This is a genomic window from Pseudomonas sp. RC10 (genome assembly GCF_038397775.1).
In the GTDB taxonomy this organism is placed as follows: Bacteria; Pseudomonadota; Gammaproteobacteria; order Pseudomonadales; family Pseudomonadaceae; genus Aquipseudomonas; species Aquipseudomonas bambusae.
The window spans coordinates 2751745-2768389 of sequence record NZ_CP151650.1; the positions used below are offsets into that span (position 1 = coordinate 2751745).

Consider the following 16645-nt stretch of genomic DNA (forward strand, 5'->3'; position numbering starts at 1 on the left):
ATGACATCCATACGAGATCAGGCCGCGCATTTTCCCGAACTGGTGGGCTTGTATGCGCAGCGCCAGCCGGACCGGATTGCCCTTCGACACATCGTCCATGAAGACCAGGCGCCGCTGCTGACCACCTATGCCGAGCTGGACCGCCAGGCCCGCGCGGTGGCCGGTGTGTTGCAGCATCAGTTGGGGGCGCAGGGCGGTGAACGCTGCGTGCTGATCCTGCCCACCGGCGCCGATTACGCGGCGGCCTTTCTCGGTTGCCTGTACGCGAAAGTCATCGCCGTGCCCGCGTTCGCGCCGGAGTACAACCGCCAGACGCACCTGGACCGGCTGACCGGCATCCTTCAGGACGCGGCGCCGGGCGTGGTTTTGGGCCGTCGTGAAGACCTCGACAAATTCCAACACCTGTTGCAACCGTTCATGCCCGCGGGCGGACGCTTCATCGCCATTGAAGACATCGACGGTGGGCAAGGCACGTTCCAGCCCTCGTTGATCGACACTTCGTCGCTCGCCTTTTTGCAATACACCTCGGGGTCCACCAGCGCACCGAAAGGCGTGATGGTCTCCCACAACAACCTCATGGCCAACGAAGTCGCCATGGCCCGGCACTTCGTCACCGACGCCTCCACCGAAAGCTGGGTGAGCTGGCTGCCGCTCTACCACGACATGGGCCTGATGTGCGGCCTGCTGCTGCCGCTGTACTACGGCGGCACCCTGACGCTGATGTCGCCGAATTATTTCCTTGGCCGTCCGGCGCGCTGGCTGGAAGTGATGAGCGAATACAACGGCACCTTCTCCGGCGGCCCGGATTTCGCGTATCGCTTGTGCGTCGAGCGGGTCAAACCGAGCGCGGTGAAGGGCCTCAAGCTGGATAACTGGAGCCTGGCGTTTTCCGGCTCCGAGCCGATTCGCATCGCCACGCTGGACGCCTTCAGCGAGCACTTCGCGGCCGCCGGTTTCGACCGCCGCGCCCTGACCCCAAGTTATGGCCTCGCCGAAGCGACGTTGTTCGTCAGCGCTGCCCACCGTGCCGTGCCCTTCGGCATCAAGCGGTTCGACGGCAGTCAGCTCGCTGCGGGTGATGCCGACGAAGCGCTGTTCGCCCACCAGAACGCGACGAGTCGTTTGCCCGGTTGCGGCTGGTGCAGCGACGACCATGGGCTGCGCATTGTCGACCCCGCCAGTCAGGCCGTTTTGCCGGAGGGGCAGGTCGGCGAAATCTGGATCGGCGGCCCCAGCGTTGCCGAAGGCTACTGGCAGAACCCCGAGGCCACCGCGCAGACTTTTGTGCAGGAGGGCGGCCAGCGCTGGCTTCGCAGCGGCGACCTTGGCATCGCCAGTGGCGGCGAGCTGTTCATCACCGGTCGTCTCAAGGATCTGATCATCCTCAACGGCCAGAACCTTTACCCGCAGGACATCGAACAGTCACTGGAAAAAAGCGTCGAGCTGCTGCGTCGCGGACGCATCGCCGCGTTCCCGGTCACCGATGAGCAGGGCGCGGAAGGCGTCGGCCTGGCGCTGGAAATCAGCCGCAACGTGCGCCGCCTGATGCAGCCGCAGATGATCTGCGACGCCGTGCGCGATGCCGTGTCGGAACTGTTTCTCGTGGCACCAAAGGTCATCGTGCTGCTGGAACCCGGCGCCTTGCCGCGCACCACCAGCGGCAAATTGCAACGCTCCGCCTGCCGCGTCGGCTGGCAGAACGGCAGCCTCGACAGCTTCGCGGTCTGGCAGGACGGTCGTCTGCTGGACGTCGAGGGCGAGCCGGTGGATGACGTCTCGCTGTTGCCCGAAGTGGTCGCCGCATGGCAGGAAGTGCTGGGCAAGGATGACCTGAAAGCGGCCGACCATTTCTTCGCCCGTGGCGGCGATTCGGTCGGCGTGGTGCAGGTGCTGTCGCGCCTCAACGGCGAGCTGGGCCTGAAGCTGGAGCCCGCGCACCTGTTCGAACACCCGACCCTCGGCGCGTTCAGCGCCCATGTCGCCAGCCAGAACCGCAGCGCCGAACGTGCGCCCGCCGTGCCACGCGTTTCCCGCGATACCGCGCCTGAGCAGTCGTTCGCCCAGCAACGTTTGTGGTTCCTCGCGCAATTGGAACCGGACAGCAGCGCCTATCACCTGTGTGGTCAATTGAGCCTGAGCGGCGCCATCGACGACGTCGCCTTGCAACGCAGTTTCGATGACCTGGTGGCGCGTCACGAAAGCCTGCGCACCACCTTCGCCATCAATGCCAACGAAGTGCTGGTGCAGCGCATCCACGCTGCCCAGCCGGTGGTCATCGAGCCGCACGATTTGAGCCTGCACGCGCAACCCCTCGAAGCCCTGGGCGAACTGGCCAAGGCTGCCGTCGAGCACCCGATGGACTTGCAGACCGGACCGTTGTGGCGCGTGCTCAACGTGCAGCTGGCCCCCGGTCAGCAGCAACTGGTGCTGGTGCTGCATCACATCATCGCTGACGGCTGGTCAGTGCAGGTCATCCTCAAGGACTTCGCAGCGCTCTACAGCGCCCATGCGTCAGGGCAGATTCCAGCGCTGGCGCCGCTGCCGATTCAATACGCCGACTTTGCCGCCTGGCAACGCCAGCGTCTGGCCGGGGGCGAAGGCGAGCGGCAACTGGCCTACTGGCGCGAGCGTCTGGGGGACACCCAGCCGGTGCTCACCTTGCCAGCGGACCGTCCACGCCCTGCGCAACAAAGTCACCGTGGCGCCCGCTATGCCCTCGCGTTCGACAGTGCGCTGAGCCAGGGCTTGCGCGACCTTGCCAGCGCTCACGGCGCGACGCTGTTCATGGTCATGCTCGCGGCCTACAAAAGCCTGTTGCAGCGCTACAGCAGCCAGACCGACCTGCGCGTCGGCGTGCCCGTGGCAGGGCGGACCTGCACCGAAGCCGAGGGCCTGATCGGGCTGTTCGTCAACACGCTGGTGCTGCGCACCGACGTCTCGCCGCTGCACTCGTTCAGCACGTTGATCGACGCAGTCAAACACACCGCGTTGGGTGCCCAGAACCATCAGGATTTGCCGTTCGACCAACTGGTGGAAGCGCTGGGCGTGTCCCGCAGCCTCAGCCACAACCCGCTGTGCCAAGTGAAATTCACCCAGCAATTCCCGCTGCCGCAGAACCTGGAAATGGGCGGCATGCGCATGGACGTCAACCAGCTGGATGACTTCTCCGCGCACTTTGACCTGGGGCTGGACATCACCGACAGCGCCGAGGGTATCCAGGCGGTTTTCACCTACGCCTGCGACCTGTTCGACGAACCGCGCATCGCTGGTTTTGCCGCCGATTTGCTGCGCCTCTGCGCGCAAGTCGTGGCAGACCCCAACGCGCGACTGGCAGACCTGAAGGTTTCTGCTGTGCCGTCGCGGCTGATCGCGGAGTCCGTGTCATTCCCTGCCACCAACGTGCTGACGCTGTGGAATGCCAGTGTCAGCGCGCAGCCTCAAACGCTAGCATTGCAGGGTGAAGATCACGGCATCGATTTCGCCACTGCCGACGCTGACGCCAATCGACTCGCCCAGCACCTGCGCGCTTCCGGTGTGGGCGCGGAAAGTCGCGTCGGCCTGCTGCTGGAACGCTCGGTGGAGTTCGTCGTCGGTGTGCTGGCGATCCTCAAGACCGGCGCCGCCTACGTGCCGCTGGACCCGAAATGGCCGACCGAGCGCCAGGCGTTCGTGTTGGCTGACAGCGGCGCTCGTTGGCTGATCCGCGATGGAGCGCCCCCTGCGGATTTCAGCGGTGAGGTCATCGGCGTTGAGGCGACTGCTGCATGGCGTACACAATCCGCGACGGCGCTGAGTCTGCCGCTGCACCCTGAGCAAGCCGCGTACCTGATCTACACCTCCGGCACCAGCGGAACCCCGAAGGGCGTGGTCATCAGCCACGGCGCGCTGGCCGATTACGTGCAGGGCCTGCTGTCGCGTCTGTCATTGGACGCTGATGCGAGCATGGCCATGGTCTCCACCGTGGGCGCCGACCTCGGTCACACCGTGCTGTTCGGCGCCCTGTGTTCGGCGCGCACGCTGCACTTGATCAGCCCGGAACGCACCACTGACGCCGACCGCTTTGCCGCGTACATGGCGGCCAATAAAGTGGGGGTGCTGAAAATCGTGCCGACCCATTTGAGCGGCCTGCTGCAAGCAGCCAATCCTGCCGACGTGCTGCCGGAGCAGGCGTTGATTCTCGGCGGCGATGCCTTGCCGTGGGAGCTGGTGGCGCAGGTCAAACGCTTGAAACCGGCGTGCCGTGTCATCAACCACTACGGCCCGACTGAAACCACGGTCGGCGTGCTGAGTAACGAACTGGCCGACATCCAGAATACAAGCGACAGCGCCCCCATTGGCCGTCCGCTGCCCAACGCCACTGCGCTGATTCTCAACGAGCATCTAGAACCGGTGGTGCAAGGCGACATCGGCGAGCTGTACGTCGGCGGACCGGGCCTGGCGCGGGGGTATCACGACCGACCGGCCATGACCGCCGCCGTGTTCATTCCCGACCCGAGCGGCCATGGCCGTCGCCTATACCGCAGCGGCGACCGGGCGCGACTGTTGGCCAACGGGCAGATTCAATTCCTCGGGCGCGCCGACGATCAGGTCAAGGTCCGTGGCTACCGCGTGGCCTTGGGTGAAATCGCCCAGCGCCTGCGTCAGCTGGACGGCCTGCGCGATGCCCACGTGCGGGTCAACGACCGGGGCCAATTGATCGCCTATGCCTTGATCGCCAAGGGTGCGCACGTCGACGGCGAAGCCCTGCGTGCTCAGTTGTCCGAATGCTTACCGGATTACATGGTGCCGAGCCACGTGCTGACGCTGGAAGCCTTCCCGATCACGGCCAACGGCAAGCTCGATCACGCCGCGCTGCCTTCGCCGCAGACGGTGTCCCAGACTTTCGAAGCCCCCCACGATGGCGTCGAAGCCACGTTGGCCGCACTGTGGGAAAAAGCGCTCAACGTTGAGGCGGTTGGCCGTCACGATAACTTCTTCACCCTCGGCGGCGACTCGATTCTCAGCCTGCAAATCATCGCCCGCGCCCGCCGCCAGGGCATTCGCCTGACGCCCAAGCAACTGTTCGAAAAACAGACCATCGCCGAGCTGGCCCAAGTGGCGGTGCTGGCCGACGCCAAACCGGTCGCTGCCCCCGTGTCTGCGCCGATAATGCCCCGTGATTTCGCGCTGACCCCGATTCAGGCGCGTTTCTTTGCCTTGCCCGTTGCGCAGCGTTCCCACTGGAACCAGTCACTGTTGCTGAACCTGCCGAACGCACTGGACGTTAGCGTCTTGCAGCAAGCGTTGGCCGTGCTGTTGGTGCACCACGACAGCCTGCGCCTGAGCTTCCATCAGGGCGGCGACGGCCAATGGCAGCAGCGTTATCGCGAGACCGAAACCGCCGAGCGATTGCTATGGACCTGCGAACTGAGCCGCGAAGAAGACCTCGCGTCCCTCAGCGACGAAGCCCAGCGCAGTTTCAACATTGAGACCGGTCCGCTGCTGCGCGTGGTCCATGCGCGCTTGCCGTCGGGTGAGGGGCGGCTGCTGATCGCCATCCATCACCTGGCGGTGGACGGCGTGTCGTGGCGCGTGCTGCTGGAAGACCTGCAACACGCCTACAGCCGCTTGTTGGCGGGGCAATCGGTCGCGCTGGCCGAGAAAACCGCGAGCTTCCAACGCTGGTCGCAGTCCTTGCACGATTTGGCGCGCAGCCCCGAACTGGCCGCGCAATTGCCCCATTGGCAGGGGCTGTCAGCGGCCGACGCCTGCCTGCCGGGCGACACCTCGGTTCACGGCCTGATCGGCGCGGGTGACACGGTCAGTCTGACCCTCGATGCACAGGACACCCGCCGCCTGCTCAGCGAAGCCCCGGCGGCGTATCGCACCCGCATCGACGACCTGCTGTTGGCGGCGCTGTCTCAAGCGTTGTGGCAGTGGAGCGGGCGTCGGCGTCATGTCATCAGCCTCGAAGGCCATGGCCGTGAAGACGTCTTTGAAAACGGCAACGCGCTGGACCTGAGCCGCAGCGTCGGCTGGTTCACCAGCCTGTACCCGGTCGCGCTGGAGGCGGATGACGACGCCATTGCCACGCTCAAATCGGTCAAGGAAGCGGTGCGTGCCGTGCCGGAAAAAGGCCTTGGTTACGGCGTCCTTAAATACCTCGCCGGTGCCGATTTGCCGGAGCTGGTGGGGCAGGGCGTGACCTTCAATTACCTCGGTCGTTTTGACGACAGTTTTGCTGATTCCGGGGACGCGCTGTTCTCGCTGTCGAGCCAAACCCTCCAACACCTGCGCGATCCGCAAGGCCCACTGGCCAACGCTTTGGCCATCGACGGTCAGGTGCGCGGCGGCCAGTTACACCTGGACTGGACCTTCAGTCGCGAGCGTTTCAGTCGCGAAACCATCGAGCAACTGGTGGCGCTGTACCGCGATCAACTGGTGCAACTGATCGCCCATTGCAGCGACGAACACAACGCCGGCCTGACTCCATCGGACTTCCCCTTGGCGGGACTCACCCAGACGCAACTGGACACCCTAGCGATTCCAGCGCGAGAGATCGAAGACATCCTGCCACTGGCCCCGATGCAGCAAGGGATTTTGCTGCACAGCCTGTTGGAACGGGGCAACGGCATCTACCTGATGCAAGACCAATACGCCGTCGGCAGCGAGGTGGATTTCGAGGCCTTCAAACACGCGTGGCAGCAGGTGGTGCAGCGCCACCCGGCCTTGCGCACGGCGTTCCACGGGCTGGAAAGCGGCGTGCAGCGTCAGGTAGTGATGCGCCGCGTGCCATCGCCTGCGCAACTGATCGACCTCAGCCATTTGTCCCGCGCTGCCGCCGAGGCCGAGCTGGAAGCGGTGCTGAGCGCCGAGCGCGAACAGGGTTTCGATTTCGCCAAGGCGCCGCTGCTGCGTTTGCGTCTGGTGAAGTTCGGCGCGGCGGATTTCCGCATCGTCCAGAGCCACCACCACGCGCTGATCGATGCCTGGTGCCGGGGTTTGATGCTCACCGAGTTTTTCGCCCACTACCGCGCGTTTCTTGAAGGGCGCCACGTCAGCTTGCCTGCCGCTCGCCCGTATCGGGATTTCCTGGCCTGGCTCGCCGAGCAGGACGAAGCGGTCAGCCGCGATTACTGGCGCGAGGCGCTGGCCGCGTTCACCGACGTTCCGCCACTGCCGTACCGTCACAGTCCTCACGGTGAGCCGCAGATGCGCGACGTGACCTTGGCCCTCGGCAACGCGCAGACCGCCAGACTGGCGGATCAGGCCCGCCAGCATCGCCTGACCGCCAACACCTTCGTGCAGGCCGCGTGGGCTTTGCTGCTGATGCGTCACAGTGACCGCGACGAGGTGGTGTTCGGCGTCACCGTGGCCGGACGTCCGACCGACCTGGAAGGTATCGAAGGCGCGCTGGGGCTGTTCATCAACACGTTGCCATTGCGCATTCGGCGTCCGGGTCTGGGCGCCTCGGCGCTGGACCTGCTCAACGCGTTGCAGGCGCAAAACGCCGAGATGCGTCAACACGAACATTTGTCGCTGGCCGACATTCAGTTGCTGGCGGACACCCCTCGCGGCCAGCCGTTGTTCGACAGCCTGTTCGTCTTTGAAAACGTTCCGTTGGGCGCCGAGGTTCAGCAGGCCGTGAACGAATACCGCATCCAACCGCTCGCCAACCGCACTCACACCAACTACCCGTTGACCGTGGTGCTGTTGCCCGGCGAGTCCCTGCAATTGCAGCTGACTTACGACACTCGCCACTTCAACGATGGCGACATGAACACGCTGGTCGGCCACTTCCGTCGCCTGCTCGCACAGCTGATCGACAACCCGCAACAGACCCTCAGCCAATTGCAGGTGCTGGAACAGGCCGAGCGCGAGCAACTGCTGGAACAGGGCCAAGGCGCGGTGCAAAAACATTGGTACGGCATCAGCTACCTGGAGCGTTTCGAGTCGCGGGTTCAGGCCCATCCGACCCGGGAAGTGGCGCGCTGCGAAGGCGAGAGCCTGAGCTACGACGCGCTCAATCGCAGCGCCAACCGCATCGGTCACGGCCTGATCGCAGCGGGTGTGCAGGGCGATGATGTGGTGGCGCTGTTCGCCCCCCGTGGCCTGCCGTTGCTCAGCATGATCATCGGCGCGTTCAAGGCCGGTGGCGCGTACCTGGCACTGGACGATCGTCATCCGGCCGGACGCAGTGCGCGCATGCTGGTGAGCAGCGCCGCGCCGGTGTTGCTGACGCCCCGTGACTGTCTGACTCAGGTCGAGGCGATGCTGGGGCTGATGGAAACCCCGCCACGCCTGCTGATCCTCGAAGACCTGCTGGCCAACGACCGCGACGACAATCCCGGCCGCTACGCCAGCGCCGAGCAGCTCGCCTACGTGATCTACACCTCCGGCTCCACCGGCGAGCCGAAAGGGGTGATGGTCAACCAGCGCGGCATGCTCAACAACCAGATGTCGAAGTTGCCGTACCTGCGTCTGGGCGAGGGCGATGTGATTGCTCAAACCGCTGCCACCGGGTTCGACATTTCGGTCTGGCAATTCCTCACCGCGCCGCTGTTCGGCGGTCGCGTGGAAATCCTGCCGGACGCCGTGGTGCATGACCCGCAACGGCTGCTGGAAGAAGTGGTGGCCAATCAAGTCAGCGTGTTGGAGTGCGTGCCTGCGGTGATCGACGGCATGCTCGCCGTTGCGCCGCACAAGCTTGACGCCTTGCGTTGGCTGATCCCCACCGGCGAGGCGCTGACCGTGGACCTGGCGACCCGCTGGTTCAATCGCTACCCGAACGTGCCGCTGGTCAACGCCTATGGCCCGGCCGAATGCGCCGACGACGTGGCGCTGCACACCCTCACCGGCGCGCCTGCTGCCAAGGCCAACATGCCCATCGGTCGCCCCACCGACAACAACCGCTTGTATGTGCTGGATTCCAGTCTGCAACTGGCGGCACCGGGCGTGGTGGGCGAGCTGTACATCGGCGGTGTCGGCGTCGGTCGCGGTTATGCGGCGCGCCCTGGCCTCACCGCCGAGCGCTTTCTGCCCGATCCGTTTGGTGAACCGGGGGCGCGTCTGTACCGCAGCGGCGACCTGGCGCGCTGGAACGCCGAGGGCGCGCTGGAATACGTGGGTCGTGCCGACTTCCAGGTGAAGATTCGCGGCCAGCGCATTGAGCTGGGGGAAATCGAAAACGTCCTGTTGGCCCAGCCGTCGGTGCGCGACGCCGTGGTCAGCGCGCAACCCACGCCCCACGGCCCGCAACTGGTGGCCTACGTGGTCGCCGAAGCCGAGCAGGCATTGTCCGCCGACGTGCTGAAAACCGCGCTGGCGCAAGCGCTGCCCGCGTTTATGGTCCCGGCCCACGTGATGCTGCTGGCGCGTCTGCCGCGCAACGCCAACGGCAAGCTCGACCGCAAGGCCCTGCCAGCGCCGACCGTGCAGGAACGCCATTTCGAAGCGCCACAAGGCGAGCGCGAGGAAGTCCTCGCCGAACTCTGGCAGGGCTTGCTGAAAATCGAGCGGGTGGGGCGCGACGACAACTTCTTTGAATTGGGTGGGCACTCGCTGCTGGCAACGCGTCTGTTGTCACGCATCCGCGAGCGCCTCGGGGTGAGCATTCCGCTGGCGCAGGCCTTCGAAGCCACCACCGTCGCCGCGCAGGCGGCCCTGATTGACACCTTGCAGGGGCAGACCCTGACGCTCGACCGGCTCGATGCCCTGGACGAGTTCATGAATGAGCTGGAGGAAAGCAACTGATGTCGCAACCGAGCATGACTTCGCAAAGCAAGCTGCTGGCCCTCGCCACCCGCTTTCTCAGCCTCAACGCCGCGCAGCGTCGGGTGTTTCTCAGCAAGCTGCGCGAGCAGGGGCTGGATGCGTCGGCCTTGCCGATTCCGGCGGGCGTGGCGGGGGAGCGCAGCCCGACGTCGTTCTCCCAGCAGCGGTTGTGGTTCCTCGAACAGCTGGAACCCGGCAACAGCACCTATCACTTGCCGGGTGCCTTGCGCCTGAAAGGCACGCTGAACGTGGCCGCCGTGCAGTCCGCGTTTGCCCGCGTGGCCCAGCGGCATGCCAGCCTGCGCACGGTGTTCGGCACCGCTGAAGACGGCACGCCGGAACAGGTAGTTCAGGCGTCCCAGCCGATGCCGTTCGAACAGCTTCACGCCGCCGATGAGGGTGAACTGCAAACGCTGGCCGATGCCTTCGCCCGGCGCCCGTTCGACCTCACCGAAGGCCCGTTGTGGCGGGTGGCGCTGGTCACGTTGAGCGATGACGAACACGTGCTGCTGGTCTGCCTGCACCACATCATCGCTGACGGCGGGTCGATTCAGGTGTTGCTGCTGGACTTCGTTCAGGCCTACCGCGCGTCTCTCGAAGGTGACGACAACGCCCTTGAGCCGTTGCCCTTGAGCTATGCCGACGTCGCGCTGTGGCAGCGCGCCTGCCTGGACGCGGGCGAGGCGGATCGTCAGCTCGATTACTGGAAACAGCAGCTCGGCGATGAGCCTCCGGTGCTGGAACTGCCCGCCGACCGCCCGCGTCCGGCGCGCCAGAGCTTTCGCGGCGCACGCCTGCCGCTCAGCTTTGACGCAGCGCTCTCGGCACGGATGCGCGAAGTGGCGAAACAGCGCGGCGTGACCCTGTTCACCGTGATGCTCGCCGCGTATCAGGTCCTGCTGCACCGCTTGAGCGGGCAGAACGATCTGCGCATCGGCGTGCCGATTGCCGGGCGTCAGCGCGCTGAAACCGAGGGGCTGATCGGCTTCTTCGTCAACACCCAGATCCTCCGTGGCGAGGTCACGGCCGACGCCACGTTCAACCAGATCATCGACAACGTTCGCCTGGCCTCCCAAGGCGCGCAGGCCAATCAGGACTTGCCATTCGAACAACTCGTGGACGCGCTGGCGCCCGAGCGCAGCCTGAGCCACAACCCGCTGTTTCAGGTGCTGTACAACCATCAGCAACGCCAGGACGACGCGCTGCAGTTGATGCCCGGCCTGAACGCAACCTTGATGCCGCTGGACAGCGGCAGCGCGCAGTTCGACCTGGCGTTGCACACGTGGGAAAACGCGGCGGGTGAGCTGGCGGGTAACTGGAATTACGCGACGGATCTGTTTGATCACGGCAGTGTCGAGCGACTGCATCAGCGGTTTGTGCAGCTGCTAGAGGCGTTGCTGGAGCGGCCTGAGGCGGCGATTGGTGATGTTGAACTGCTGGATGCTCAGGACCGTGCGCAGCTGACTGCGGTGAACGATACGGCGCGGGATTGGGGTGTTGAATCGTGGATCGTGCATCGTCAGTTCGAGCGTTTGGCGCGGTTGCATCCTGAGCGTGAAGCGTTGCGCTGTGGGGAGCAGGTACTGACGTATCAGCAGCTGGATCAGCGCGCCAATCAGCTTGCCCATTACCTGCGCGGGCAGGGCGTAGGGCGTGAATCGCTGGTCGGCGTGGCGGCGTTGCGTTCGGTGGAAATGGATGTTGCGCTGTATGCGGTGGTGAAGGCGGGCGCTGCCTATGTGCCGCTGGACCCTGAGTACCCGGTGGATCGCCTGCGTTACATGCTGGAAGACGCCGGGATTGGCTTGTTGCTGAGCCACGATGCGGTGATCGATAACCTGCCTGCCGTGGAAGGTTTGCAGGTGCTGAATCTGAATCGTCTGGCTCTCGACCATCAACCAGTAACAGCGCCTGTTGTGGAGATTCACCCCGAGCAACTCGCCTACATGATTTACACCTCCGGCTCGACCGGAAAGCCGAAGGGCGCGGGCAACACCCATGCCGCGCTGTTCAATCGTCTGGCGTGGATGCAGGACGCCTACGGTTTGGACGCCTCCGACGCCGTGCTGCAAAAAACACCCTTCAGCTTCGACGTCTCGGTGTGGGAGTTCTTCTGGCCGCTGATGGTCGGTGCGCGGCTGGTCATGGCGCAACCCGGCGATCATCGCGACCCTGCGCTGCTCACTGCTTTGATCGAAAAGCAAAACATCACAACACTGCACTTCGTCCCGTCGATGCTAGCCGCGTTCATGGCCCAGGACGATCTATCGGGTTGCGCTTCGCTGAAACGCATCGTTTGTTCCGGCGAAGCCCTGCCTGCCGATCTGGCGCGGGAAACTCTTCAACGCCTGCCCAATGCGGGCCTGTTCAACCTCTACGGCCCAACCGAAGCGGCCATCGACGTGACGCACTGGACTTGCGTGAACGAGCCGGGCGCTTCGGTGCCGATTGGCCGTCCGATTGCCAACTTGCAAATCCACATCCTCGACAGCCGCCTCAACCCGCAACCCATCGGCGTGCCGGGCGAGCTGTATATCGGCGGCGCTGGCCTGGCTCGCGGCTATCACCAACGCCCTGGCCTGACCGCCGAGCGTTTCGTCGCCAGCCCGTTCGGCGACGGCGAGCGTCTTTACCGCACCGGCGACCTGGCGCGCTGGCGTGCGGACGGGGCTGTCGAGTATCTGGGCCGTCTCGACCACCAGATCAAACTGCGTGGCCTGCGGGTCGAGATTGGCGAGATTGAAGCCGCGTTGCTGGACCATCCGGCGATCAGCGAAGCGGTCGTCGTGGCCCGCCAGTTCGCCACCGGTACGCAACTCGTGGGCTACCTCGTTGCACAAGCGTTCGATGAAGAACACCTGCGCACCCAACTGAAAAAACGCCTGCCGGACTACATGGTCCCGGCGCACCTTGTCACGCTGGAAAAATTCCCGCTCTCGGCCAACGGCAAACTGGACCGAAAGGCCCTGCCCGAACCGCAACTGCAACAACGAACCTTCGAAGCCCCACTGGAAGGCGTCGAAAGCGAACTGGCGGCGCTGTGGCAGGACCTGCTCGGCGTTCAGCAGGTCGGCCGTCAGGACAATTTCTTTGCCTTGGGCGGCGATTCGATCCTCAGCCTGCAAATCATCTCCCGCGCCAAGAAGCGCGGCATTCAGCTGTCGCCCCGGCAGATGTTTGAGCGCCAGACCATCGCCGAACTGGCCCAGGTCGCGCAGGTGGTGAATCGTGATGAGGCCGCCGCGTTGGCGCGCATCGCGTACAACCGCGACATTCCGCTCACGCCGATCCAGCATTGGTTTTTCGAGCAACCAATGCGCCAGCGCAGCCACTGGAACCAGTCGCTGCTGCTGACCCCGACCGAAGCGCTGGAGACCCCGGCGCTGGCCCAGGCCCTGCAAGCACTGATCAGTCATCACGACGCCCTGCGCATGAGCTTCACGCAACAGGACAACGGCCACTGGCAGCAACGCTATCGCGTTGAAGAGAACGCTGAGGGCCTGCTGTGGCAGCGCGAAGTCAGCGCTGATCAACTGACTCACGCCTGTGACGAAGCCCAGGCCAGCCTCAACCTCAAGGACGGCCCACTGCTGCGCGCCGTGCATTTCAAACTGGCCGAAGGCGGCGAGCGCCTGCTGCTGGTGGTGCATCACCTGGTGGTGGACGGGGTGTCCTGGCGCCTGCTGCTGGAAGACTTGGACAACTCCTACACCCAGGCCCAGGCGGGGTTGGACATCGATCTGGGGGAGAAGGGCCTGCCGTTCCAGCGCTGGGCCAACCGCTTGCTGGACTTTGCCTACAGCGACGCCGTGCTGGCCGAGGCCGACTATTGGCGCAACCTGCCACCGGCGCCGCCACTGCCGTGCGCCAACCCTCAAGGCAAGGCGCAGCAAAGCGTCGTGCAGCAGCAACACTTGCAACTGGACGCCGCCCGAACCCACGCGCTGCTCAATGAAGCGCCAGCGGCCTATCGCACGCAGATCAACGACCTGCTGCTGACCGCACTGACCCGCGCCCTGCAACGCTGGAGCGGCGAACCCCGTGCCTTGATCGCGCTGGAAGGCCACGGCCGCGAAGACCTGTTCGAGGGCGTCGATCCCTCGCGCACCGTGGGTTGGTTCACCAGCCTGTACCCGGTCAGCCTGCACGCCCACGACAGCCTCGATGCGGCGCTGAAACACACCAAGGAAACCCTGCGTGCCGTGCCCCACGGCGGCCTCGGCTACGGCCTGCTGCGTCACCTGCGTGGTGAAGCGTTGCCGTCGCTGGAAGGCTGCGTGCTGTTCAACTACATGGGTCGCGTGCAAAACAGCAGCGGCCTGTTCACTCTGGCCCACGAAAGCAGCGGCGCCCAACGGGCCGCCGACGCGCCGTCGGCCTGCGAGCTGTCCCTCGACGCGCAAGTGCGCGACGGCCAGTTCAGCCTGACGTGCAGCTACAGCGGCGAACGTCACGACAGCGCCTCGATTCAGCGCCTGCTCGACGCCTACGCCGTGACGTTGAACGAAGTGATCGAGCACTGCCGCGCTCACTCGGCCGTGACCCCGTCGGACTTCCCGGCGCTGGCGTTGGTGTTGACCCAGGCGCAGCTGGACGCACTACCGGTCGCACCCCGCGACATCGAACAGCTGTACCCGCTGACGCCGATGCAGCAGGGCCTGTTGTTTCACAGCGAACTCAGTGCCGTGCAGTCCGGCGACGATGCGCGAGACCTGTACATCAACCAAGTGGCGCTGGACGTCGATCACCTGCCGCTGGCCCGCTTCACATCGGCATGGGCGGCGGCGGTGCAGCGTCACCCGATCCTGCGCGCCTCGTTCCTGCGCCTGAGTGGCAGCCAGCAACCGGTCCAGCTGATTCGTCGCGACGCCGTGCTGGCAGTGCGTGAACTTGACCTGCGCCGCAGCCCCGGATCGCTGTCCGATGTACTGGCCGCCGAGCGTGAAACCCCGTTCGACCTGCACCAAGCGCCGTTGATGCGCGTGCTGCTGGTGCGCCAGAGCGACACGCTGTGGAAACTGGTGTGGACGTTCCACCACATTCTGCTCGATGGCTGGAGCAGCGCGGCAGTGCTGGGCGAGGTGATTCAAGCGGCGATGTCCGACACCTCGCCCCTGCCGGCCGGGCATTACGGCGATTACGTCGAGTGGCTGCTGAGCCGCGACGCCGAGCGTAGCGCGCAATTCTGGCAGACCCATCTGACTGGTTTCGAACAACCGACCCTGATGGCGACGGCCCTGACCGCGCCGACGTCGGCCAACGGGGAACCGCTGCCGACCCAGGTGCGGGTCACGTCGATGGACCTGAACAGCGAGCTGCTCAACAGCGCCGCACGCCGTCAGCGCGTCACCGCCAACACCCTGATTCAAGCGGTTTGGGTGCTGCTGTTGCAGCGCTACACCGGGCAGAAGCGCGTGGCCTTCGGCGCCACCGTATCAGGGCGTTCGGCCCAGGTCCCGGGTATCGAGCGCATGCTGGGTCTGTTCATCAACACCCTGCCGCTGGTGCAGGCGCCGGAGGCACAGCAGAAGGTTGGCGACTGGCTCAACGACCTGCAAGCGCACAACCTTGAGCTGCGCGAACACGAACACACGCCGCTGTTCGAGGCCCAGCGCTTCGCCGGGCATGCCGGGCGCGACCTGTTCGACAGCCTGGTGGTGTTCGAGAACTACCCGGTGGACGCCGTGCTGCGCGGCAAGCAGGCAGGCGGCGTGAACATTGGGACCGTCGAACTCAGCGACAAAACCCACTACCCGCTGAGCCTCGCGGTGGTGGCGGGCGAGCGTGCGCACATTCACGTCAACTACCACAGCAACGTGTTCAGCGCCGAACAGATCGACCGCCTGTGCGGCCACTTCCAGGCGCTGCTGGACGGCATCTGTCGCTTCCCCGAGGCGCGCATCGGCGACCTGTCGATGCTCACCGAGCGCGATGTCAGCGAAATGCACGCCTGGAACACGCCGCCGTTCTCGCCGTATGTGGATCGCCCGATTCATGAGCTGATCGCCGACCACGCCCGCTTGCGTCCTGACAGCATCGCGCTGGTCCACGGCGAGCAGCGCCTGACCTTTGCTGAATTCGACCGCCGCGCCAATCAGCTGGCCCACGCCCTGCGCGCTCGCGGCATCGGCACCGAAGTGCGGGTGGCAATTGCCATGGAACGTGGAGTCGATTTGTGGGTGTCATTCATGGCGGTGCTGAAGGCAGGCGGCGCGTACATCCCGCTGGACCCGGATTACCCGACCGAACGCCTGCGCTACATGCTGGAAGACGGCGGCGTGAAGCTGCTGATCTCCCACGATGCGGCACTCAATCGCGTGCCGGTGGGCGACGTACCGTTGCTCAATCTGGATCAACTCGATGTTTCGGCTGAGCCAGAAACGGCGCCAAACATCACGATTCACCCGCAACAATTGGCGTACCTGATTTACACCTCAGGCTCGACCGGCAAACCGAAAGGCGCAGCCATCGCCCACGCCGACATTTCGATGCACATCCAGACCATTGGTGAGCGTTACCGCTTCACCGCCGAGGACCGCAAATTCCACTTCCTGTCGATCAGCTTTGACGGCGCCCACGAAGGCTGGATGATGCCGATGTGTTACGGGGCTCGGGTCGTGTTGCGCGATCAGGAACTGTGGAGCGTCGAACAGACCTACGACACGCTGATTCGCGAAGGCATCACCGTGGCCTCGTTCCCGCCGAGTTATCTGCGTCAACTCTCCGACTGGGCCGGTTTGCAGGGCAAGGGGCCGGGCGTGAAAACCTACTGCTTCGCCGGTGAGGCGTTCAGCCGTGAAATGCTCCACGACGTGATTCGCAATTTGCAGCCGCTGTGGATCATCAACGGCTACGGCCCGACGGAAACCGTGGTTACGCCGACGTTGTGGCT

2 protein-coding genes (1 of these 2 cut by a window edge) are annotated in these 16645 nt (G+C 64.9%); both read left to right on the plus strand.

Annotation, left to right across the window (positions count from 1 at the left end; translation table 11 throughout):
* The gene (locus tag AAEO81_RS12770; protein WP_341963971.1) at positions 1-9732 is read left to right on the plus strand and encodes an amino acid adenylation domain-containing protein; all 9732 of its coding nucleotides are present in this window, start codon (positions 1-3) and stop codon (positions 9730-9732) included.
* Positions 9732-16645 carry the beginning of a non-ribosomal peptide synthase/polyketide synthase gene (locus tag AAEO81_RS12775; RefSeq protein WP_341963972.1) on the plus strand. Its footprint extends 9256 nt past the window's final position, so only the first 6914 of its 16170 coding nucleotides appear in the window; it begins with the start codon at positions 9732-9734; its stop codon lies beyond the right edge, outside the window. Before AAEO81_RS12770 ends, AAEO81_RS12775 begins: the two co-directional genes overlap by 1 nt.